The 23,117-nt window shown below is 70.0% G+C and carries 20 protein-coding genes; 18 read left to right on the forward strand and 2 right to left on the reverse strand.

All coding sequences use genetic code 11. The annotated features are described in order from the left end of the window. The 8 genes from rapZ (at position 1) to AC0VYP_RS07400 (ending at position 7,771) form a co-directional block, all read left to right on the forward strand. Positions 1 to 885: an RNase adapter RapZ gene (gene rapZ / locus AC0VYP_RS07365; RefSeq protein WP_285760911.1), complete on the forward strand. Its 885-nt coding sequence runs from the start codon at positions 1 to 3 to the stop codon at positions 883 to 885. A gap of 132 nt (positions 886 to 1,017) precedes the next feature. After that, positions 1,018 to 2,004 carry a gluconeogenesis factor YvcK family protein gene (locus AC0VYP_RS07370; RefSeq protein WP_475473137.1) on the forward strand — a complete coding sequence of 329 codons (987 nt, stop codon included), beginning with the start codon at positions 1,018 to 1,020 and terminating at the stop codon, positions 2,002 to 2,004. A 224-nt stretch (positions 2,005 to 2,228) separates the two neighbouring features. Next, on the forward strand, positions 2,229 to 3,209 hold the full coding sequence (gene whiA, locus AC0VYP_RS07375; protein ID WP_475473139.1) for a DNA-binding protein WhiA: 981 nt from the start codon (positions 2,229 to 2,231) through the stop codon (positions 3,207 to 3,209). A gap of 431 nt (positions 3,210 to 3,640) precedes the next feature. Then, positions 3,641 to 4,648, forward strand: a complete 1,008-nt coding sequence (gap, locus tag AC0VYP_RS07380; RefSeq protein WP_285760917.1) for a type I glyceraldehyde-3-phosphate dehydrogenase — start codon at positions 3,641 to 3,643, stop codon at positions 4,646 to 4,648. Positions 4,649 to 4,749: 101 nt separating this feature from the next. Beyond that, entirely contained in the window at positions 4,750 to 5,937 is a 1,188-nt protein-coding gene (locus AC0VYP_RS07385) for a phosphoglycerate kinase (RefSeq protein WP_475473141.1), read from the forward strand. A 5-nt stretch (positions 5,938 to 5,942) separates the two neighbouring features. Then, positions 5,943 to 6,731 (forward strand): triose-phosphate isomerase, encoded by a 789-nt coding sequence (gene tpiA / locus AC0VYP_RS07390; protein ID WP_285760921.1) that lies wholly within the window; start codon positions 5,943 to 5,945, stop codon positions 6,729 to 6,731. A 319-nt stretch (positions 6,732 to 7,050) separates the two neighbouring features. Further along, positions 7,051 to 7,284 (forward strand): preprotein translocase subunit SecG, encoded by a 234-nt coding sequence (secG, locus tag AC0VYP_RS07395; protein WP_475473143.1) that lies wholly within the window; start codon positions 7,051 to 7,053, stop codon positions 7,282 to 7,284. A gap of 115 nt (positions 7,285 to 7,399) precedes the next feature. Continuing rightward, the gene (locus tag AC0VYP_RS07400; protein WP_285760925.1) at positions 7,400 to 7,771 is read left to right on the forward strand and encodes an RNA polymerase-binding protein RbpA; all 372 of its coding nucleotides are present in this window, start codon (positions 7,400 to 7,402) and stop codon (positions 7,769 to 7,771) included. A 60-nt stretch (positions 7,772 to 7,831) separates the two neighbouring features. On the opposite strand, the gene AC0VYP_RS07405 is transcribed toward AC0VYP_RS07400, so the two are convergent. Further along, entirely contained in the window at positions 7,832 to 8,593 is a 762-nt protein-coding gene (locus tag AC0VYP_RS07405; protein ID WP_475473146.1) for an IclR family transcriptional regulator, read from the reverse strand. Positions 8,594 to 8,807: 214 nt separating this feature from the next. On the opposite strand from AC0VYP_RS07405, the gene AC0VYP_RS07410 reads away from it, so the two are divergent. From AC0VYP_RS07410 to AC0VYP_RS07450, 9 genes are all read left to right on the forward strand, one after another. Continuing rightward, entirely contained in the window at positions 8,808 to 9,758 is a 951-nt protein-coding gene (locus AC0VYP_RS07410; RefSeq protein WP_475473148.1) for a ring-cleaving dioxygenase, read from the forward strand. Continuing rightward, a complete protein-coding gene (locus AC0VYP_RS07415; protein WP_475473150.1) occupies positions 9,755 to 10,393 on the forward strand; it encodes an alpha/beta hydrolase in 639 nt (212 codons plus the stop codon). Before AC0VYP_RS07410 ends, AC0VYP_RS07415 begins: the two co-directional genes overlap by 4 nt. Before the next feature lie 770 nt (positions 10,394 to 11,163). Then, positions 11,164 to 12,708, forward strand: coding sequence for a histidine ammonia-lyase (gene hutH, locus AC0VYP_RS07420; protein ID WP_475473152.1), 1,545 nt, complete (start codon positions 11,164 to 11,166; stop codon positions 12,706 to 12,708). Between the two features lie 39 nt (positions 12,709 to 12,747). After that, complete coding sequence (hutU, locus tag AC0VYP_RS07425; RefSeq protein ID WP_285760930.1) at positions 12,748 to 14,409, forward strand: urocanate hydratase; 1,662 nt, start codon at positions 12,748 to 12,750, stop codon at positions 14,407 to 14,409. A 117-nt stretch (positions 14,410 to 14,526) separates the two neighbouring features. Next, on the forward strand, positions 14,527 to 15,744 hold the full coding sequence (locus AC0VYP_RS07430; protein ID WP_475473153.1) for an allantoate amidohydrolase: 1,218 nt from the start codon (positions 14,527 to 14,529) through the stop codon (positions 15,742 to 15,744). A gap of 31 nt (positions 15,745 to 15,775) precedes the next feature. Then, positions 15,776 to 17,149, forward strand: a complete 1,374-nt coding sequence (locus tag AC0VYP_RS07435) for a formimidoylglutamate deiminase (RefSeq protein WP_285760932.1) — start codon at positions 15,776 to 15,778, stop codon at positions 17,147 to 17,149. 5 nt (positions 17,150 to 17,154) lie between these two features. Beyond that, positions 17,155 to 18,366: an imidazolonepropionase gene (gene hutI / locus AC0VYP_RS07440; RefSeq protein ID WP_475473155.1), complete on the forward strand. Its 1,212-nt coding sequence runs from the start codon at positions 17,155 to 17,157 to the stop codon at positions 18,364 to 18,366. Between the two features lie 79 nt (positions 18,367 to 18,445). Further along, positions 18,446 to 18,994 carry a hypothetical protein gene (locus tag AC0VYP_RS07445; RefSeq protein WP_475473157.1) on the forward strand — a complete coding sequence of 183 codons (549 nt, stop codon included), beginning with the start codon at positions 18,446 to 18,448 and terminating at the stop codon, positions 18,992 to 18,994. 115 nt (positions 18,995 to 19,109) lie between these two features. Then, positions 19,110 to 20,207 carry a GNAT family N-acetyltransferase gene (locus tag AC0VYP_RS07450; RefSeq protein ID WP_285760935.1) on the forward strand — a complete coding sequence of 366 codons (1,098 nt, stop codon included), beginning with the start codon at positions 19,110 to 19,112 and terminating at the stop codon, positions 20,205 to 20,207. 14 nt (positions 20,208 to 20,221) lie between these two features. Here the strand turns inward: AC0VYP_RS07450 and AC0VYP_RS07455 are convergent, their stop codons facing one another. Then, positions 20,222 to 21,706: an amino acid permease gene (locus AC0VYP_RS07455; RefSeq protein WP_475473159.1), complete on the reverse strand. Its 1,485-nt coding sequence runs from the start codon at positions 21,704 to 21,706 to the stop codon at positions 20,222 to 20,224. A 406-nt stretch (positions 21,707 to 22,112) separates the two neighbouring features. Between AC0VYP_RS07455 and AC0VYP_RS07460 the strand changes: the two genes are divergently transcribed. Further along, positions 22,113 to 23,024 carry a MerR family transcriptional regulator gene (locus tag AC0VYP_RS07460; protein ID WP_475473160.1) on the forward strand — a complete coding sequence of 304 codons (912 nt, stop codon included), beginning with the start codon at positions 22,113 to 22,115 and terminating at the stop codon, positions 23,022 to 23,024. Positions 23,025 to 23,117 lie beyond the last annotated feature (93 nt).

Consider the following 23,117-nt stretch of genomic DNA (forward strand, 5'->3'; position numbering starts at 1 on the left):
GTGACGACCAATCTCGGAGACGCATTGCCGCCGGAGATCGTCGTGGTGACCGGTATGTCGGGGGCCGGGCGCAGTACCGCCGCGCGGGCGTTGGAGGACCTCGACTGGTTCGTCGTCGACAACCTGCCGCCCGGGCTGCTGCCCACCATGATCGATCTCGCCGGACGAACCCACGGCGCCGTCTCGCGGGTGGCCGCGGTGGTGGACGTGCGCAGCATGGCCTTCACCCAGGATCTGCTCTCCACCGTCGAGGAACTGCGCACCCGCGGAATCGGTGCGCGTGTGGTCTTCCTGGAGGCCGGCGACGATGCCCTGGTGCGCCGCTTCGAGGGGGTGCGCCGTCCGCACCCCCTCCAGGGGGACGGTCGGCTCACCGACGGGATCACCCGCGAGCGCGAGCTGCTGCGGGCCATCCGCGGCGAGGCCGACCTGGTCATCGACACCTCTCAGCTCAACGTGCACCAGCTCAAGGCCAAGATGGTCGGGTTCTTCGGGGAGGCCAAAGAGGCACGGTTGCGTGCCAACGTGGTGTCCTTCGGGTTCAAGTACGGTCTTCCCGTGGACGCCGACCTGGTCATCGACTGCCGCTTCCTGCCCAACCCGCACTGGGTCCCGGAGCTGCGTCCGATGACCGGCAAGGACGATCCCGTACGCGACTACGTGCTCGCCCAGCGCGGCGCGAAGGAGTTGCTCGACTCCTACACCGATGTCCTTCGACTGCTCATCTCCGGTTACCTGCGCGAAGGCAAGCACTACATGACGCTCGCGGTCGGTTGCACCGGTGGCAAGCACCGCAGCGTGGCCATGGCCGAGCAGTTCAGTGCTCGGCTGCGCGACGAGGGGCTGGACGTCAACGCGATCCATCGGGACCTCGGACGCGAGTAGGGTCTCGGTACCGGCCGGTGCCAGACACCGGATCGGTCCGCGCGTGCGGTCGTCCACGGGGGCGGCGTGGACCGCGTGGCACGTAGGCGCCCAGCGCGCGAGGACTTTCGATGACAGGGTACGCATACACCGATGTCGGGCATCGAGGACGCTGAGCACAAAGCAGCGGGGAGCGCCAGAACGCAGCCGCCGCGAGTGGTCGCACTGGGCGGTGGGCACGGGCTGCATGCCTCGCTTTCGGCGCTGCGCCGGGTGACCACCGATGTCACCGCTGTGGTGACGGTTGCCGACGACGGTGGCTCCAGCGGGAGACTGCGCCGGGAACTCGGGGTGCTGCCTCCCGGCGACCTGCGCATGGCGTTGGCCGCGCTGTGCGGCGACGACGAGTGGGGTCACACCTGGAGCGAAGTGGTCCAGCACCGCTTCCGGTCCGAGGGGGAGCTGCACGGTCATGCCGTGGGCAACCTCCTGATCGTGGCGTTGTGGGAGTTGCTCGGCGACTCCGTGGCCGGTCTGGACTGGGTGGGCCAGCTCCTGGGAGCACACGGCAGGGTCCTGCCGATGTCCTCCGTCCCCTTGGACATCGTGGCCGAGGTGGAAGGGGCCGATCCCGACCGGCCAACTGCCATGACCACGGTGCGCGGACAGGTTGCCTGCGCGAGTACCCGGGGCCGGGTCCGTTCGGTGTCCCTCGTCCCGCAGGAGCCCCCGGTTCCCCAACAGACCCTCAAGGCCGTGTACGAGGCCGACTGGGTGGTCTTCGGTCCCGGTTCCTGGTTCACCAGTGTGCTGCCGCACCTCCTCGTGCCGGCGTTGGCCCGCGCGCTCGTTGCGACCTCCGCGCGCCGGGTGGTCACCCTCAACCTCTCCCCGCAGCGCGGTGAGACCGACGGGTTCGCCGCACACACCTACCTGGAGGTGCTCGCGGCACACGCTCCCGACCTACGGGTCAACGTGGTGCTCGCTGAGCGGTCCGGGGTGGAGGACCCGGTGATGCTGGAGCGGACCGCTGCCTCGCTGGGGGCCCGACTGGTGCTCGCCGACGTCTCCGCCGCAGACGGTTCCCCCCGTCACGACCCCGATCGGCTGGCGGCGGCCTTCGAGCGGTTCCTGGACTAGTCGGACTGGAAGGGACCCGCGCCCGGGACTCCGACGGAAGCGGTACGGGGGCAATACCGGCCAAGATCATCCAGAGCGGAAAACACGACTCGCCGGATTGAGCAGGGATTTCGAACACGCGCGCGTGGTCTGAGGTGTTGCGGTGCCCGCCAAGTACCCTCGGTGGCAGGGCGCTGTCCGTCGGGCGGCGCAGACGCATGAGTTTCACGGGGAGGACCGCATCCATGGCGATGACCGGCGTGGTGAAGGACGAGTTGAGCCGGCTGACCGTTCTCAAACCATGCTGCCGCAAGGCCGAGGTTTCCACGATCCTGCGTTTTGCCGGTGGCTTGCATCTGGTCAGTGGTCGGATCGTGATCGAGGCCGAGCTGGACACCGGGGCTGCGGCACGCCGGCTGCGCAAGGACATTTCCGAGGTCTTCGGCCACGAGTCCGAAGTCGTGGTGCTGGCACCCAGCGGCCTGCGCAAGGGCAATCGCTACGTGGTCCGGGTGATCAAGGACGGGGAGAGCCTGGCCCGGCAGACCGGGCTCATCGACGGCAACGGCCGTCCGGTGCGCGGACTGCCCCGCCACGTCGTGGCGGGCGGCTCCTGCGACTCCGAATCGGCCTGGCGCGGTGCGTTCATCGCCCACGGCTCGCTCACCGAGCCGGGGCGATCGATGTCGCTCGAAGTCACCTGCCCCGGCCCGGAGGCCGCCCTGGCCCTCGTGGGCGCTGCCCGTCGGCTCAAGGTGCACGCCAAAGCCCGTGAGGTGCGCGGTGTCAACCGGGTGGTGGTGCGAGACGGCGACTCGATCGGTGCGCTGCTCACACTGCTGGGCGCGCACCAGAGCGTGCTGGCCTGGGAGGAGCGCCGGATGCGCCGCGAGGTGCGCGCGACCGCCAACCGGCTTGCCAACTTCGACGACGCCAACCTGCGTCGCAGCGCGCGTGCCGCAGTGGCCGCGGGTGCGAGGGTGGAGCGGGCCCTGGAGATTTTGGCCGACGACGCCCCGGATCACCTGGTCACGGCCGGGCGGCTGCGCCTGGCGCACAAGCAGGCGTCGCTGGAGGAGCTGGGGCAGCTGTCCGACCCGCCGCTGACCAAGGACGCCATCGCCGGGCGGATCCGGCGGCTGCTGGCCATGGCCGACAAGCGCGCCTCCGACCTCGGGATCCCCAACACCGAGGCCAACCTGACCCCGGACATGCTGGTTCCCTGACGGTGCCCGGCGGCGGTGTGCCGAAAATTCTCGTTTTCCGCCCCGGACATGCGAATCAACCCCTGAAGGGGGGCCGTGGCGCGACCTCGGCGGGGCCGGGGAGCCCTTCGGCCCCGTGCGACGTCTGTTAACGCGCCCGTAACGAAAGTGTGAAAGGTCGGCGTTGGGCGCCCACGCTTTCACGATCTGCGGAAACAGTGCCGGCCGGGTAGAAAAATCCGGTCTAATGGTCTATACCTCTAGCCCGCCGCGGTGCCAGTATGGGCATTACTGCGAGGGGTGTCGATCCTGCGGCCGGTCCAGCTCAGGCGTTCGCCGGCAGAGGCGATAGGCTCGATTGCGACCCCAAACGCACTGTTTCCGTGATCCGGCGCGTGTCGCGTCGGAAGTAGCGTCAACGACGCATTCAACACGTGAGGAGAATGGTTTCCGTGACCATCCGGGTAGGCGTCAACGGCTTCGGACGAATCGGTCGTAACTTCTGGCGCGCGGTTCAGGCCGCCGGGGGCAACGACGTCGAGATCGTCGCCGTCAACGACCTCACCAACAAGGCGACTCTGGCCCACCTGCTCAAGTACGACACTCTCCTGGGCACCCTCCCCGGCGAGGTCGAGGTCGGCGAGGACACCATCACGGTGGACGGCAAGAGCTTCAAGGCCCTCGCCGAGCGCGACCCGGCCAAGCTGCCCTGGGCCGAGCTGGGTGTGGACGTCGTCATCGAGTCCACCGGCTTCTTCACCAAGGCCGAGGACGCCAAGAAGCACATCGCCGCCGGCGCCAAGAAGGTCATCATCTCCGCCCCGGCCAAGGGCGAGGACCTGACCGTCGTCATGGGCGTCAACGACGACAAGTACGACCCTGCCACCCACCACGTGCTGTCCAACGCCTCCTGCACCACCAACTGCGTGGCGCCGATGGCCAAGACGCTGCTGGAGAACTTCGGCATCGTCAAGGGGCTCATGACCACGGTCCACGCCTACACCAACGACCAGGTCATCCTCGACTTCCCGCACTCGGACCTGCGCCGTGCCCGCGCCGCCGCGCAGAACATCATCCCGACCACCACGGGCGCCGCCAAGGCCACCGCGCTGGTCCTGCCCGAGCTGCAGGGCAAGCTGGACGGTATCGCCATGCGCGTGCCGGTTCCCGACGGCTCCGTCACCGACCTGGTCGTGACCCTGGACCGTGAGGTCACCAAGGACGAGGTCAACGCCGCGTTCAAGGCCGCAGCCGAGGGCCCCCTCAAGGACCTGCTGGTCTACACCGAGGACCCGATCGTCTCCTCCGACATCGTGGGCACCCCTGCCTCCTGCACCTTCGACGCCAGCCTGACGATGGCCTTCGGCAACCAGGTCAAGATCATCGGCTGGTACGACAACGAGTGGGGCTACTCCAACCGCCTCGTGGACCTGACCACCCTGGTCGGCTCCAACCTCTAGGCACGAGACGCCGCAAACGGCAACGGTGACGCCCTCCTCGCGTTGTGCAGCGGGGAGGGCGTTCCGCCCCTATACGCCACTCCCATGAAGGGGAAGCAGACATGCGGACGATCGAGGACCTCGACGTCGCAGGCAAACGCGTCTTCGTCCGGGCCGACCTGAACGTGCCGCTGGACGGTGACCGCATCACCGACGACGGCCGTATCCGGGCCAGCCTGCCCACCATCCAGAAGCTGCGCGAGCGCGGCGCACGTGTCATCGTCGGCGCGCACCTGGGCCGCCCCAAGGGGCAGGCCAAGCCGGAGTTCTCCCTGCGCCCCGTCGCGGCCCGGTTGGGCGAGCTGCTGGGCACCGAGGTGCGCTTCGCCGTCAACACCGCGGGTGAATCCGCCCGTGCCGTGACCCAGGCACTCTCCGACGGTGAGGTCGCCGTGGTCGAGAACCTGCGGTTCGAGCCCGGGGAGACCAGCAAGGACGACGCCGAGCGCGGAGAGTTCGCCGACCGCCTCGCGGCGCTGGCGCAGCTCTACGTCGGCGACGGATTCGGTGCCGTGCACCGCAAGCACGCCAGCGTCTTCGACCTCCCCCAGCGGCTGCCGCACGCCGCCGGTGGCCTGGTGTTCACCGAGGTCAACGTCCTGCGCAGGCTCACCGAGTCCCCGGAGCGGCCCTACGCGGTCGTCCTGGGCGGCTCCAAGGTCTCCGACAAGCTCGGAGTCATCGACAACCTGCTCGAAACCGCCGACCGTATCCTGATCGGCGGGGGCATGGTCTTCACCTTCCTCGCCGCCAAGGGCCTGGAGGTGGGCTCCAGCCTGCTGGAGCGCGACCAGATCGACACCGTCAACGAGTACCTGCGCCGCGCCCGCGACAAGGGCGTGGACTTCGTGCTCCCGGTCAACGTGGTCGCCGCCGAGAAGTTCGCCGCCGACGCCGCGCACGACGTCGTGGCCGTCAACGCGATCCCCGCCGACCGCATGGGCCTGGACATCGGCCCCGAGTCGGCCCTGCTGTTCGCCGCCGCGCTCGCCGACGCGCGGACGGTCTTCTGGAACGGCCCCATGGGCGTGTTCGAGATGGAACCCTACGCCGGCGGAACCCGTGCGGTCGCCCAGGCGCTGCTCGACTCCGGCGCGTTCACCGTCGTGGGTGGTGGCGACTCCGCCGCCGCCGTGCGGGCCCTGGGCTTCGACGAGACCGCGTTCGGCCACATCTCCACCGGCGGCGGCGCCAGCCTGGAGTACCTCGAAGGCAAGACCCTGCCCGGCATCGCGGCACTGGAGGACTAGAAAACATGGCAACCGCCAAGCGCAAACCGCTGATCGCGGGCAACTGGAAGCTGCACAACAACCACCTGGAGGCCATCGCCCTGGTGCAGAAGATGGCGTTCGCCCTCAACGACGCCGACTTCGACGCCGCCGAGGTCGTGGTGCTCCCGCCGTTCACGGCGCTGCGCAGTGTGCAGACCCTGGTGGACGGGGACAAACTGTCCATCGGCTACGGAGCGCAGGACATCTCCGAGCACGAGAAGGGCGCCTACACCGGCGAGATCTCCGGAGCGATGCTGGCCAAGCTCGGCTGCTCCTATGTCCTGGCCGGGCACTCCGAGCGGCGCGAGTACCACCGCGAGGACGACGCCGTCGTCAACGCCAAGGTCAAGGCTGCTTTCGCCAACGACATCACCCCCATCCTGTGCCTGGGCGAGGGCCTGGAGGTCCGCAAGGCGGGCCAGCACGTCGAGCACAGCCTCACCCAGCTCGAGGGCGCGCTCAAGGGCGTCACCGACGAGCAGGCCCAGCGCCTGGTCATCGCCTACGAGCCGGTCTGGGCAATCGGGACCGGCGAGGTCGCCACCCCCGAGGACGCCCAGGAAGTGTGCGCGGCGCTGCGGGTCCGCCTCGGTGAGCTCTACTCCCCGGAGACTTCCCGCGCCACCCGCATCCTCTACGGCGGCTCCGTCAAGAGCGACAACGTCGCCGCCATCCTCGGCAAGAGCGATGTGGACGGTGCACTGGTCGGTGGGGCGAGCCTCAAGGCCGAGGAGTTCGTCAAGCTCGCCCGCTTCCGCGAGCAGCAGGGCTGACCCGTACTCCTTCGGCGTGCTTCCAGCGGGTCCGGCGCTGCCTGGCGTCGGACCCGCGGAAACCCCTGAGCGGCGGATCTGTGCGGATCTAACCGGAAAAGAGGGCCTTCGGTCGCTCCAAAATCGGTTAGCAACGCGCTACGATGCGCGAAGGGTTCCCCCCGAACCGACCCGGGCCCTTCGGGGCGCGGGTTAAAATCAGGTACTGTCCCCGGTCCCCTACCCGCCGTTGCGAGCACCCTCTCCAGGGGCACGCGGTACGCGGTGGGACCTTAGGTCGTCAATTCCCCCTCGTTGGGGTCGAGTTACGGGTGAGCACGTGATTGTCGGTCTGTCCATTGTCCTGATGATTGTCAGCCTGCTGATGATCATGCTGGTGCTCCTCCACAAGGGCAAGGGTGGTGGCCTCTCCGACCTGTTCGGTGGCGGCGTAACCTCCTCTCTCGGTGGCTCCTCGGTCGTCGAGCGAAACCTCGACCGGCTGACCGTCATCACGGGCGTGACGTGGATCGTCTGCGTCCTCGTTCTCGGGCTGCTGCTCAACCGGGGATAGTCCGTCCCAGACATCCGGTGCCCGCACGGCCCGGGCATGCGCGCCCTCAAAGTCCGTGCGGAGCGCACCAGGTTTCCCCTCTCTCAAGCGGGGACGCACGCCGAAGGAGTTTTTCGTGGGTAGTGGCAGTGCCATCCGTGGCAGCCGCGTCGGTGCCGGCCCGATGGGTGAGGCCGAGCGCGGCGAGTCCGCGCCGCGGATCCGTATCGCGTTCTACTGTGCCAACAAGCACGAGGTGATCCCGAGCTTCTCGCACGAGGCCCAGGTCCCCGAGGAGTGGGACTGCCCGCGTTGCGGATTCCCCGCGGGCAAGGACCCCCAGAACCCGCCGGCCCCCCCGCGGACCGAGCCTTACAAGACCCACCTGGCCTACGTGAAGGAGCGGCGCAGTGACGCCGACGGTCAGGCGATCCTCCAGGAGGCGCTCACCAAGCTGCGTGCCGACCGTGCCGCAGTGGATGCGGCCATCAAGGCCATGAGCAGCTAGACGTGCCCGACGGCCGCCCGCTCCCGCTGTCGGGGAGCGGGCGGCCGTCGTTTGGGGTGTTCAGAGCGGTTGCCGGCCGCTCAGGCGACGTGTGAGCTCGGCGGCTGCGTCACGGACCCGGGCTGCCAGGGCCTCGGCGGTGACCGGACGCTGCTGCGGCACCGTCAGGCTGATGGCGGCGACGGGGACGCCGTGGTGGTCGAACGCCGCGGCGGCCACGGACGAGTAGCCCTCGGTCACTTCGCTCTCCTCCCGGGAGAAACCGCGTTTGGCCTCGGCCGACAGCACTTCGCGTAGTTGGCCGGGAGACGTGGGGCCGCGACCGGTGCGGCTGGTGAACCGGTCGGCATCGGGGTAGAGCGCGCGGACCTGGGCGCGCGGCAACCCGGCCAGCATCGCCCGCCCCGATGCGGTCAGGTGAGCGGGCAGCCGGACCCCGACACCGGTGATCAGGGGCGGTGTGTGCGGGGGTTGCTCCTTGAGCAGGTAGAGGGTGTCCGCGCCGTGCAGGACACCCAGATGCGCTGTTGCCCCGACCTGTTCGGCGAGCCTGGTCAACAGGGGGCGGGCCAGTCGCTCCAGCGGATCGTGGCGCAAGTAGGCCGATCCGATCTCGAATGCGGCCACCCCCAACCCCCACCGGTGCTCTTCCGGCAGGTGGACGACGAAGCCCTCCTCGGCCATCGCCTCCAGGAGTTGGTAGACGCTGGATCGCGGGAGTTGCAGGTCGCGGGCCAGCGTGCTGGCCGATACCGGCCCGGCCTGGGCGGCCAGGAGGCGGAGGACGCGTAGGGCACGGGTCGCGGCCGGGACAACGCTCATGATGGTAATTGTCGCTGGTAGCCGTAGTGCCGACGCGCAGATTTCCCTTTCGTGGAATATTGTTGAATATTAAACCGTTTGCTAATGTGTCCGATGCTTCGGAGATGACTAAAGACCAGCAAGGTGTCCGCACCGAAAACGGGCGACCGGAGTCAACGGTGGGACCAGGGGAACGGATCCGCCGCGGACCCGCCACAGGAAAGCGAGTACGACCATGAGCGTGCGTCCCTCGGGGATCCACCACGTCACCGCCATCGCCACCGACCCACAGGCCAACGCAGACTTCTACCGCAACGCACTGGGGATGCGCCTGGTCAAGCAGACAGTCAACTTCGACTCTCCCGACATCTACCACCTCTACTACGGCGACCGTGCGGGAAACCCGGGAACCGTTATGACCTTCTTCCCGTGGCCCGGAGCCCCCAAGGGGCGTATCGGTGCGGGCCAGGCCACGGTCACTTCCTTCTCGGTGCCGGAGGGGTCACTGGGCTGGTGGCAGAACCACCTGGCAGGGCTGGGAGTGGAGTCCAGCCGCCCGGCCGAACGCCTGGAGGAGGACGTGTTGAGTCTGCGCGACCCCGACGGACTGGTCATCGAACTGGTCGCCAGCACCGACCACCACGACACCGACCCCTGGGACGGCGGTCTTGTCCCGGTCGAGCACGCCGTTCGGGGTATCCGCGCGGTCACCCTGACCGAGCGCGAGTACGAGAAGACCGCGACCATGCTCCAGAGCCAGCTCGGATTCACCCTCGCAGCCGAGCAGGGCGACCGCTTCCGCTTCCGCACCGGTGCGGCCACCGACGGGGTCGGTACCGTTGTGGACGTCATCGCCGCGCCCAATGCACGTCAGGGCCACGTCGCGGCAGGGACCGTCCACCACGTCGCCTACCGCGCGCCCGACCAGCAGGCCCAGGCCGCCTGGCAGCGCGATCTGCTCGAACAGGGCGTCAACGTGACCGAGATCCGGGACCGCTCCTACTTCACCTCCATCTACTTCCGCGAGCCGGGCGGAGTGCTGTTGGAGATCGCCACCGACGGGCCCGGTTTCGACTACGACGAGCCGCTGCTGGCACTTGGGCGCGCACTCCAGCTCCCGCCGTGGTTGGAGCCCAACCGCAGCCAGATCGAGCGGGCGCTGCCCGGACTGAGCGTGGGGGAGTGAGTACCGTGGCCGACCTCGGTTTCGAGCACGTGTTCCATCCGGCGGCCACGCCGGGCGGCCCGACCCTGGTTCTCCTGCACGGCACCGGAGCCGACGAGCACGACCTGATCGGCCTGGGGCAGCTGCTGGCCCCGGGGGCGGCACTGCTGTCACCGCGCGGCAAAGTCAACGAGCACGGCGCCAACCGCTGGTTCCGCCGTCTGCGCGAGGGCGTCTTCGACGTCGATGACGTGATCGACCGCTCAGGCGAACTCGCGGAGTTCGTCGAAGCCGCGACGGTCGCCTACGGGATCGATCCGGCGGGCCGGGTCGCGGTCGGCTTCTCCAACGGCGCCAACATCGCCGCTGCCACGCTGCTCCTGCACCCCGGGGTCTTCGGTGCGGCCGCGCTGTTCGCGGCAGCCGCACCGTTGCAGGACCGGGAACCCCGGCAGGTGGATCTGTCGGGTACCCGGGTGTTCATGGGAGCCGGCGTGGCCGACCCGATCACCACGATCGACCAGGCCCGCCTGCTCGCCGAGCAGCTCCGGCAGCGCTCGGCGGACGTGCGGTTGCGCGAACACCCCGGTGGTCACGCCTTGCCGGCCGCTGTACTGGACGAGGCCCGGCAGTGGCTCGGTGAAACGGCGGCCTAGTTCCTCTCCCGAGCGCGCGTCCGTCCCGCGCGCACAGTGGGCGCCCCACCGAACCGGTCGGGCGCCCACTGCATGCCTGCCGCCACAGAATCCGGGCCGCCCACAACGGAAACGGGCGACAACAATCTTTTCGGCTTCGCCGGGCCGGATAGCTGCGTTCGTTAACGTTCCGGACCTCCTGCGCAAGCGCAGGAGGTCCTCGTCCAGCTGTTCCGCAGCAGGCCCGAGCTCGCGGCCCTGCTGGTGGACACCGTGTTCGGGCTCGACCTCCCCGTCTACGGCAAGGTCGGGATCGAGTCCGGTGATCTGTCCGATTGCGAGCCCGTCGAGTACCGCGCCGACGCGGACGTGACAAGAGAAAACGGCGCAGTCGGCCCGTTGGCCCGTCTGCCCGTCCATCCTGCGAGCCCGGCCGGCCTGCCCGGTCGTGACTACTCGTGCTGTGCCCTGACGATGCCATCGCCCGATGGCGCGCGATGCCGATCGGCATGACATCCCGGCCGGGTACCGTCCCCGCTCGCGCTCGGTCCCGACACCACACCGGTGCCGACCTCTGCGGAGCAGGCCGCGAAATCCCCTGAGCCGGCCGCGCCGTCGGCTCTCGCGCACAGCGGCGACACCAGGGCGCTCGACGCGCGGCCACCGGGCACGGCGCCGCCGAACTCCTCGACCGACCGGGGGCCGCCCCGGACGGAACCTGTCTGAAATCTCGGACACGACCTCTGCTCCGGCCCTGGCCCAAAACGGGTGGACCCGGGTCCAATGGACCCATGCCCACCGCAGACGAAGTCCTGGTCGGCCCCTGGCCGCCCACCGCAGCCGAGGTCGTCTCCGTCGCCCGCGCCGGCGCCACCGTTCGCCTCACCGACGACGCGCTCAAGGCCGTCCTCGCGGGTCGCCGGCGCGTCAACGCGCTCGCGGCCGCGGAGACACCCGCCTACGGGGTGAGCACGGGCTTCGGTGCCCTCGCCACCAGGCACATCGCCCCGGAACTGCGCGCGCGGCTCCAGAAGTCGTTGATCCGCTCGCACGCAGCCGGAGCCGGCCCCGAAGTGGAGCGCGAGGTCGTACGCGCGCTCATGCTGCTGCGGTTGCGCACCCTGGCCTCCGGCCACACCGGCGTCCGGGTCGAGACCGCCCAGGCTCTGGCCGCGCTGCTCAACGCGGGGATCACTCCTGTCGTCCACGAGTACGGCAGTCTCGGCTGCTCCGGCGACCTCGCCCCGTTGTCGCACGTCGCCCTGGCGCTCATGGGAGAGGGCAGCGTCCGTGACGCCGCCGGAACCCTCACAACGGCCGATTCCGCGCTTCTGGCAGCGGGAATCCGGCCGATCGACCTGGCCGCCAAGGAAGGCCTGGCTCTCATCAACGGCACCGACGGCATGTTGGGCATGCTGCTGCTCGCCTGCCACGACCTCGACGCGCTGTTGCGTACGGCCGACCTCACCGCGTCGATGAGCGTGGAGGCCCTGCTGGGGACCGACCGGGTCTTCGCAGCCGACCTTCAGCGGCTACGGCCCCACCCCGGCCAGGCCGCCGCCGCGGCGAACATGCGCGCGCTGTTGGCGGACTCGTCGATCATCGCCTCGCACCGCGGACCCGACTGCACCAGGGTCCAGGACGCCTACTCGCTGCGCTGCGCCCCGCAGGTCGCGGGCGCGGCCCGCGACACCCTTTCCCACGCGGTGACCGTCGCCGAGCGCGAACTCGCCTCCGTCATCGACAACCCGGTGGTACTCGACGACGGGCGCGTCGAGTCCAACGGCCACTTCCACGGCGCGCCGGTGGGCTACGTGCTGGACTTCCTGGCCATCGCCGTCGCCGACGTGGCCTCCATAAGCGAGCGGCGCACCGACCGCATGCTGGACGTGGCCCGCTCCCACGGACTGCCCGCTTTCCTGGCCGACGACCCCGGCGTGGACTCCGGGCACATGATCGCCCAATACACCCAGGCGGCCGTCGTCTCCGAACTCAAGCGCCTGGCCGCCCCGGCGAGTGTGGACTCCATCCCCAGTTCGGCCATGCAGGAGGACCACGTGTCCATGGGGTGGTCGGCCGCACGCAAGCTGCGCCGAGCGGTCAACGGCCTCACCACGGTTCTTGCGGTGGAGCTGCTCACCGCATCCCGTGCCCTGGAGCTGCGCGCACCGTTGCGCCCGGCACCGGCCACCGCCGCCGCGGTGGCCGTCGTGCGCGAGCGGGTCGCCGGCCCCGGTCCAGACCGTTACCTCGCCCCCGAGATCGCTGCCGCCGCCGAACTGGTCGCCGACGGCACCGTCCTGAGCGCCGTCGAGGCCGTGGCGCCACTGTCCTGAAACCGATGTCCCGCGGTAACCACCAGAGAGGCTGACGCCATGTCCAACGCAGGCCCCCGCCCAGTGCGGGCCGCGCGCGGCACCGAACTCACCGCCAAGGGCTGGCAGCAGGAGGCGGTGCTGCGAATGCTGCACAACAACCTCGACCCCGATGTCGCCGAGCACCCCGACGAGCTCGTCGTCTACGGGGGAACCGGGAAGGCGGCCCGCGACTGGGCCAGCTTCGACCGGATCACCGCCTCGCTGCGCGACCTGGAAGGCGACGAGACGCTGCTGGTGCAGTCGGGACGCCCGGTCGGGATCCTGCGCACCCACGAGTGGGCTCCCCGGGTGCTCATCGCCAACTCCAACCTGGTCCCCGACTGGGCCGACTGGGAGGAGTTCCGCCGCCTCGACGCGTTGGGCCTGACCATGTACGGCCAGATGACCGCCGGATCGTGGATCTACATCGGTACCCAGGGAATCCTGCAGGGCACCTACGAGACCTTCGCCGCGGTCGCCGCCAAGCGCTTCGGCGCGGACCTGGCCGGGACGGTCACCCTCACCGCAGGTCTGGGCGGGATGGGGGGAGCCCAGCCGCTGGCGGTCACGATGAACGGAGGGGTCGCCCTCGTCGTGGAGGCCGACGCAAGCCGGATCAAACGTCGCCTGGACACCCGCTACCTGGACGTACAGGCCACCGACCTGGACGACGCACTGCGCCTTGCGTCCGAGGCCCGCGCCGCTCGCCGCCCCCTGTCCATCGGGGTACTGGGCAACGCGGCGGAGGTCCTGCCCGAGCTGTTGCGCAGGGGGGCGCCCATCGACATCGTCACCGACCAGACCTCCGCCCACGATCCGCTCGCCTACCTGCCGGCGGGGGTGGACTTCGCGGACTGGCGCGACTACGCCGCTGCGAAGCCGGCCGAGTTCACCGAGCGTGCACGGGAGTCGATGGCCGCGCACGTGGCGGCGATGGTCGGGTTCATGGACGCCGGGGCCGAGGTCTTCGACTACGGCAACTCCATCCGAGGCGAGGCCAAGACGGCCGGTTACACCCGCGCCTTCGACTTCCCCGGTTTCGTCCCCGCCTACATCCGCCCGCTGTTCTGCGAGGGCCGGGGACCGTTCCGCTGGGCGGCACTCTCGGGGGACGCAGCCGACATCGCCCGCACCGACCGCGCCATCCTCGACCTGTTCCCCGACAACGAGCCGCTGGCGCGCTGGATCCGCCTGGCGGGGGAGAAGGTGGCCTTCCAGGGCCTGCCCGCCCGGATCTGCTGGCTCGGCCAGGGGGAGCGGGCCGCCGCGGGCCTGCGCTTCAACGAATTGGTGGCCTCCGGCGAGATCAGCGCCCCGTTGGCCATCGGCCGGGACCACCTCGACACCGGCTCGGTGGCCTCCCCCTACCGCGAGACCGAGGCGATGCGCGACGGTTCTGACGCAATCGCGGACTGGCCGCTGCTCAACGCGTTGGTCAACACCGCCTCGGGAGCGTCGTGGGTGTCCATCCACCACGGCGGCGGGGTCGGAATGGGGCGCTCTCTGCACGCCGGCCAGGTCAGTGTCGCGGATGGCACCGAACTGGCCGCGGCCAAGTTGGAGCGGGTCCTCACCAACGATCCCGGTACCGGAGTGCTGCGCCACGTCGATGCCGGGTACCCGGAGGCCGAGGCGGTCGCCGAGCGCGAAGGGCTCCGGGTACCCATGCGCGAGGGCTGACCGCCGTCGCCGGTACCCAACGAAAGGGGCCGGGTAGAGCCGACCGGAGAGCACCCGACCACCGACCGCTGCCGGGGCGACCGTCCCGGCAGCGTGACGACCTGGAGGAAGCACGTCATGAGTGACACCTTCGACGAACTGTGGGCCGACCTCGCGCCCTTGGGGCGGCACCGGTCCACCGGGGGGTACCGCCGCTACTCCTGGACCGGTGCCGACACCCAGGTGCGCGACTGGTTCGGCGCGGCGGCCACCGCGCGCGGCCTGAGCGTGGAGACCGACCGCAACGGCAACCTGTGGGCCTGGTGGGGACGGCCCGGTCCAGGAGCGGTCGTCACCGGATCGCACCTGGACTCCGTCCCCGACGGGGGAGCGTTCGACGGCCCCCTCGGCGTGGTCAGCGCCCTGGCGGCCGTCAACGAGCTCCAGCGCCGTGGCCTGCGCCCCGCAGTGCCGCTGGCGGTCACGGTCTTCGTCGAGGAGGAGGGGGCACGGTTCGGTGTCCCCTGCCTGGGGTCGCGCCTGATCACCGGAGCCATAGCCCCGGATCGGGCCCGCGAGCTCACCGACGCCGACGGCGTCACCTGGGCAGCCGCGATGACCGATGCGGGGTTGGACTCCGACCGGATCGGCCCCGACCCCGACCGGCTCGCCCAGATCGCGGTCTTCGTCGAACTGCACGTGGAGCAGGGGCGTGCACTCGTCCATCAGGACGCACCCGTCGGAGTCGCCTCCAGTATCTGGCCGCACGGACGCTGGCGCCTGGACTTCTCCGGTCAGGCCGACCATGCCGGAACGACGCTCCTGGCCGACCGCAACGACCCCATGCTGCCTTTCGCGGAGACCGTTCTGGCCGCTCGCTCGGCCGCCCGCGCCCACGACGCCGTCGCAACCATCGGCAAGGTGCACGTCGCTCCCAACGGAACCAACGCGATCCCCTCCCGGGTCCGTGCCTGGCTGGACGCCCGAGCCCCCGACGAGGCCGCGTTGCGCGCGGTCGTGGCGGGGGTGGATGCCGCAGCCCGTGACGCCTCTGCCGCCCACGGGGTGGCCCTGTCCTCCTATCAGGAGTCCTTCAGCCCCGTCGTCGATTTCTCCACCGCCCTGCGCGACCGCCTCGCAGCACTGGTGGGTGGGGACCGGCCGGTTCCCATCCTCCCCACGGGGGCCGGCCATGACGCTGGTGTCCTCGCCACGGCCGTTCCCACCGCGATGCTGTTCGTGCGCAATCCCACGGGCGTCTCCCACGCCCCCGAAGAGCACGCCGACGCCGCCGATTGCCATGCCGGGGTCGCAGCGCTCGCCGACACCCTGGCCGAACTGACCGGTGCCCGGTGACCGGTTCCCCCATCGGCCGGACGGAGGCCCAATGACCAGAGTCCACCGGTACTGGTGCGAATGGGCCCTGGTGGGCCCGCACCCGGCAGCCGCCGCCGGTGTGCTGATCGAGGTGGCCGACGGACGCATCCGCGGTGTCAGGGCAGGGGAAGCCGCACCCTCCGATGCCGAGCGCCTACAAGGCCTCACCGTTGCGGGATTCGCCAACGCCCACTCCCACGCCTTCCACCGTGCACTCCGCGGGCGCACCGGCGAACACGGCGGCAGCTTCTGGACCTGGCGGGAGAGGATGTACGCCGTCGCGGCAGCGCTGGACCCCGACTCCTATCATCGGCTGGCCCGCGCCGTCTACGCCGAGATGGCGCTCGCCGGGGTCACCTGCGTGGGGGAGTTCCACTACCTGCACCACGGTCCCGGAGGGGTTCCCTACTCCGACCCCAACGCCATGAGCGCAGCACTCGTGGCCGCGGCCGCCGACGCCGGAATCCGCATCACCCTTCTCGACGCCTGTTACCTGTCGGGCGGTCTGGACGCGGACGGCAAGCACACCCAGCTCCGCGGCACCCAGCTGCGTTTCGGTGACGCGTCGTTCGACGCCTGGGCGCACCGCGTCGCCGACTACCGGCCCGACGGCACGCACGCGCTGCTCGGCGCCGCAGTGCACTCGGTGCGCGCCGTCCCCGAGCCAGACCTGCGCGCCTTCGTACGCCACTACGACGCGTTGGCCGAGCCCTGGCCCGCCGTGCACATCCATTTGTCCGAGCAGCCGGCCGAGAACGCCTCCTGCCTGGCCGCGCACGGCCGGACGCCCACGGGGCTGCTGGCCGACACCGGTTTCCTCGACCGCACCGCCCCCACTCTCGTACACGCCACGCATCTCACCGACGACGACCTGGACCTGCTGCGAGCCGCCCGCTCACGGGCCGTGGTGTGCCTGTGCCCCACCACCGAGCGCGACCTCGCCGACGGGTTGGCGCGCACCGCCGACTTCGGTGCCGAGGTTCCGGTGTCCTTGGGGAGCGACGGGCACTCCACCATCGACATGCTCGAAGAGGCGCGCGCGGTGGAGATGCACGAACGGCTGCGCACCGGGCGTCGTGGCACCGTCGATGCGTCCCGACTGCTGGAGTCCCTGCACACAACAGGCCACGCCGGCTCCCTCGGATGGAAGGACGCGGGCGCACTCGGAGCAGGCAACCGCGCGGACCTGGTCACCATCGGCCTGGACAGTGTCCGTCTGGCCGGGTTCGACCCCGATCGGGCAAGCGATGCCGTCGTTTTCGCCGCGACCGCCGCCGACGTGCGCCACGTTATGGCCGACGGCCGCTGGATCGTGCGCGACGGCGTCCACCAGCTCATCCCCGACGCCGCCCGCGTCCTCGACCAGGCAATCAAGGAGCTGTGACCACGATGCGCGCCCCGAACGTGCCCCACACCCTGCTCATCGACCGCATCGGCGTCCTCGTCACCAACGAGCCCGGCAACGGTCCCGGCGCACTGGGCCGCGTCGAGGACGCCGCTCTCGTGGTCGCCGACGGCCGTGTCTCCTGGATCGGTCCCGCCGCCGGTGCCCCCGCCGCCGATGTCCGGGTGGACGCCGACGGGCGCTGCCTCATCCCCGGCTTCGTCGACAGCCACTCCCACATCGTCTTCGCCGGCGACCGCAGCGCGGAGTTCGCCGCCCGTATGAGCGGACGCCCCTATCAGGCGGGCGGTATCCGCACGACCGTGGCCGCCACCCGGGAGGCCACCGACGCCCAGTTGAGGGCCGGCGCCGTGCGGTTGTTCCACGAGGCCCGTGCCCAGGGCACCACCACCCTTGAGATCAAGACCGGCTACGGCCTGACCACTGCGGACGAGGAGCGCTGCGCCCGGATCGCGGCCCAGCTCACCGACGAGGTGACCTTCCTCGGCGCCCATGTGGTGCCCCCCGAGTACGCCGACGATCCGGCGGGGTACACGGCCCTGGTCACCGGGGACATGCTCACCGCGTGCGCACCGCACGCGCGCTGGATCGACGTCTTCTGCGAGAACGGTGCCTTCGACGCCGATGCCGCCCGTACGATCCTCGCCGCCGGACGCGAACACGGACTGCTGCCCCGGGTGCACGGCAACCAGTTGGGCCCCGGCCCTGGTGTCGCCCTCGCCGTCGAGGCGGGGGCGGCCTCCGTGGACCATTGCACCTACCTCAGCGCCCAGGACGTCGCCGCCCTCGCCGAGGCCGCCACCCGCAGCGATCCCACGGTGGCCACTCTGCTGCCCGGGGTGGACTTCTCCACCCGCCAGCCCTACCCCGATGCGCGGGCTCTCATCGACGCCGGGGCCACTGTCGCCCTGGCCGGCGACTGCAATCCGGGATCCTGCTTCACCTCCAGCATCGCTTTCTGTATCGCCCTGGCCGTGCGCGAGACGGGGATGACCCCCGATGAGGCCCTGTGGGCGGCTACCGCCGGCGGAGCCGCGGCCCTGCGCCGCAGCGACGTCGGCGCGCTGAGGGTCGGGGCCCGCGCGGACATGGTGCTGTTGGACGCCCCCGATCCCGTCTATCTCGCCTACCGTCCAGGGGTTCCCCAGGTCGCGGCCGTGTGGAAGGACGGGGTCCTGGCTGCCGGTCGTCCCTGAGACGGTCACGACGCTCGGACCGGCCCTTCCGGGGCCTGGCCACCGCCCGCTGAAGGCCACCACCCACTACGCTCGCCCCATGCCCGGTACATACGACTACGTCGTGCTGCTGCGTCAGGACCCCCGCCCCGACCCCCTGCGCCAGTGGGTGGACCTGATGGAGGTCGTCTCCGGGGTGCCCCGGTACCGGCTCTACGAGGTCGCGGCGCTCCTGGCCCCGATTCCCGAGCCGATCCGCGCCTGGACTCCGCTGGCGCGGGTGGTCGCGGAGTTCGAGCGCTTCGGCGTGGAGATCTCCCAGCACGCTGCGCGTCACCCCGGCGTGGCCCCCGGGGTCGACGACCGGCTCCTGGCGGCCCGAGCCGAGCTCCTGGAGCGCCGCGACCGGGAACAGGCATACGCGGCGCTGTCGCGGGCGGCGCGGGCGCTGCACCACGATCGCGCCGGACGCGCGGTGGCCGGACCGCGCGCCCTGCTGCGCCGCCGTAGCGCCGATGCCCAGTGCGCTCCCGTCCACCGGGCGGCGTCCGCGGGGTCGCGGGGGCGCGGACATCGCGGCTGCTGGACCACACCCGCTCTGATCCTGTTGGCGGCTGCTGTGAGTGCTGTTGCTTTCTGGCTCGCCTGAGCGGTCCGCGTCTACGGCCCATCCGCCGCTAACCCACCTGTAGCACCCCTGAAACACGGTCCGCGCACACTGAAAGCCAGATGCGCGACAACCCCAGTCTGTGTGGAGGTGCGGCATGGCCCTGTGGCGAATCCGAGTGGCTGTCGATGATCGGCCCGGCCAGTTGGCGGCCCTCGTAGGCGTCATGGCCGAACACGGCGCAAACGTTCTGGGGATGTCCATCCACGCCGATCCCATCGGCGTCGTGGACGAGTTCATCGTCGATCTTCCCGGCGCACACCACGCGCTGTCGGCCGCCCTCACCCCGCTCAGCAGCGACGGCGACGTGACCGCGGTCCCGGCCGTACCGCGCGACGTCGGCGACGACGTGACCAGGTCGCTCCTGCTCACCGCACGGCTCAAGTCCGCCCCCAACCGACTGCCCGAGGCCCTGCGCGACCTGCTGAGCGCGGACGAGGCCAAGTGGACCAACCTCACCCGGCCCGCGCCGGAGTTCCCGGAGGAGCCCGAGACCGCGCTGGTGGTTCCGGTCGGTCCACTGCGCGCGGTCCGGTTGCGTCGCTCGGACCGTCCTTTCACCTGGACCGAGTCGGCCCGGGCCGATGCGCTGGTGCGCTCGATCCTTCCCCCGACCGGTCCTGCGCCCACCAGCGGATCGGTCATCACCCAGCGAGGCGTCGAACTCTTCGTCTGGCAGACCGGTACCGGTGACGGGGATGCCATCCAGCAGCTGCATCGGCGCTCCTCGGTCGAGACCACGCGCAGGCGCTACTTCTCCACCGTCCGTGAACTCAGTCCGCGCATGCTCGATGTCTTCTGCGACCCGGAGCGGGGCCTCACCCTGGCAGCGCGCCCCGTCAACGGGCACGAGCCGGTGGCGCTGGCCCATTTGATGTACACGCTGGATCCGGGAGTGGGGGAGATCGCCCTGCTGGTGGAGGACACCTGGCAGGGGCAGGGGATCGGTGCCTGCCTGGCCCGGGTGCTCACCACGATCGCCGCGGATTGGGGGCTGGCCGAGATCCGCGCGGAGACGGTGGTTGACAATCAGCCCATGCAGCGCATCATGGGCCGACTCGGCGCGACCATTCGTCCACCGCGCGAAGGCATCGTCCAGGCCCGCCTGCCGGTCGCCGGAACCGTCCCCTCGCGTAGGCCGGGGCGCCTGATGACCCTGCTGGGTCAGGCAGGCGCCCCGGGAACCGCGAGGTGATCCGGCTGCTGCGGTCAGTCGGCTGAGTCGTCCTTCACGGTCGGGGTGTGCTCGGCCCGGGCCAGTCGGCTCTTGCGCATTCCGTAGCAGAAGTAGACGATCACGCCCAGGAGCATCCAGACCAGGAACCGGATCCAGGTGTCCACGGTCAGGTTGAGCATCAGCCAGCCGCAGGCCAGCGCCGCGATGACCGGGAGGACCGGCACCCACGGCGCGCGGAAGGCACGGGGCAGGTCCGGGCGGGTCCGGCGCAGCACGATCACACCGACGGAGACCACCACGAACGCGAACAGCGTGCCGATGTTGACCATTTCCTCGAGCGCGCTGATGGGCACGAGACCGGCGAGGAGAGCCACCGCGACGGTGGTGATGCCGGTCATGACATAGGGCGTGCCGAAGCGCGGATGCGTCTTTGACAGTCCGCGCGGCAGCAGGCCGTCACGCGACATCGCGAACGCCACTCGGGACTGGCCCATCATCAGGACCAGGATCACGGTGGTGATGCCGATGACACCGCCCAGCGAGATCAGTGTCGCCGCCCAGTCCGCCCCCACACCCCGGAAGGCTTCGGCCAGGGGCGCGTCGCTGTTCAGTTCGGTGTAGGGGCGCATGCCGGTGACGATGGCCGCGACCGCCATGTACAGCACGGTCACGATGATCAGTGAGCCGAAGATTCCCACCGGCATGTCGCGCTTGGGGTTCTTGGTCTCCTCGGCGGTGGTCGCGACGATGTCGAAGCCGATGAAGGCGAAGAACACCACGGACGCGGCGGCGATGACCCCCCAGATACCGAAGGAGCTGGGTTCCAGGCCGAGCAGGACCTGGGTCAGGGGCTGGTGCCCGATCGACTGGGTCTCGGCCGGGACCGGCTCGGCGGGGGGAACGAACGGCGTCCAGTTGGACGCTTTGACGTAGAACGCGCCCACGACGATGACGAACAGCACGATGGCGACCTTGATGGCCACGACCACCGCGGTTACCCGTCCCGACAGCTTGGCGCCCAGGGTGCTGACGACACCCAGGAGGATGACGATCGCCATCGCGCCGACGTTGACCCCGTAGTCGTCGGTGATCGCGATCGAGGTGGGTATGCCGAGCAGATCGCCTGCGTAGGCGGACCAGCCCACCGCGACCACGGAGGCGGCCAGGGTGAACTCCAGGACCAGGTCCCAGCCGATGATCCACGCGACGAACTCGCCGAGGCTGGCGTAACCGAAGGTGTAGGCGCTGCCCGCGACCGGAACGGTGGAGGCGAACTCCGCGTAGCACATGGCCGCCAGAGCGCATACGAGTCCGGCGATCAGGAACGACACGATGATGGCGGGGCCGGCGTTCTCCGCCGCTTGACGGCCGGTCACCACGAAGATGCCGGTTCCGATGATGACGCCGATACCGAAGACGATCAGATCGAATCCGGTCAGGTCCTTGCGAAGGGCGTGTCCTGGTTCGTCGGTGTCCTTGATGGACTGCTCGATGCTTTTTGTGCGCCAAATACTCACGAAGGGGTGCTCCAGCCTAATTACCTGGCTCTTGCGAGGTCAGGGACGGCTTCGGATGGTTCAACTGCCGCGCGAGCATACTCCCACCTGGAAGGTTTCTCGAAACTTCTTCCACGGTCCTGACTGGCGCGGTCGTCTCCGGGGCCCGCTGGTCCAGGCCGTGTTCCAGGTTCGACTTCCTGTGTGCGCCCTGCACGATGATGATCACGATGTGGGGCGAGGAGGGCTTTCTGGCGCGCGGTGGTCGGTGTTGGAGCCGTTGCTGTCCGCGGTGGGCACAAGTCGCAGGCGGTCTGGCTGTCGGTGGCTGCTGGACGGTGGGCGGTGTGCATGGGGTTGCACCTTCCGTAGCGGCATGTGGTCCGATGGATTTGCGTCCCGGTTTCTTGAGGAAAGGTCCCTTCTCATGCATTCGTCGTTCGTGCCACCCCGCCAGGTCAAGATCGGTGACGCGGCGGCCTTCGCCGGCAGCACGCCACGGGCGATTCGCCATTACCACGCGATCGGCCTGCTCCCCGAGCCCGAGCGGGGCGGCGATGACCGCCGCCGCTACGAGTACGAGGACATGATCCGCCTGCTGTGGATTCGCAAGATGGCCGACGCCGGGATCGCCCTGGACGACATCCGTGACGCCTTTGCCACCGGCACGGCTTCCGCCGGTGCAAACAGCGGAGAAGGTATCGCGGGCATCCTGGAGCGGTTGGAACAAACCCTCGTCGAGCAGGAGGCGAAATTGCGGCGGCAACGGACCGCCGTGCAGCGGATGCGCACCGAAGGCAGCCGAATGGGCCTGCTCTCCGACTTCGTCACCGACCGTCTCAAGAGCCTGCCCGAGGGCTCCCTGCGTCAGGCGGACCTGGACACTCTGCTGGTCACTGAGCGGATCTTCGGCCCGCTCGGCGCGGCCGTCCAGGCCACCCGCTTCGTCGCCCTGGCCGTGCATCCCACTCTGCGGGAGGAATCCGACCGCATCGACGACGCCGAGGAGGCACTCGATGACAGCGTCGCCGTCGATGACCCACGGGTGGCTCAAGTCGCCGTCGAGCGGCACGCCTTCGAAAGCGCCCTGCAGGCCGTCATCGAGGAGTCCGGCCTGGACAAGGACGACGATGCCCTCTTCGACGCCTGGGACGCTGTGCACCCCGCTACCGCCGATGACGGCGAGGACGGGGCCGGCCTCGGTTCCGGTAGGCGGAAGGCTGGCTCCATGAGCGCGTTCGAAGCCATCGGCAAGATGCCCTACGACTTCTCCCCAGCCCGATGGCGCTGTATGGAACTGGCCATAGAACTGTCCGCCCAAGACTCCCCCGTTACCTGAAACGCGGTCTGGCGGTCGGGGAAAGAAGAAGCGGCCGGCGCCCGAGGGGGCGCCGGCCGCCAGAAGACATGCCGGTCGTTGTCGTGCGGACCG

It is taken from the genome of Nocardiopsis sp. iso_186 (assembly GCF_056173365.1).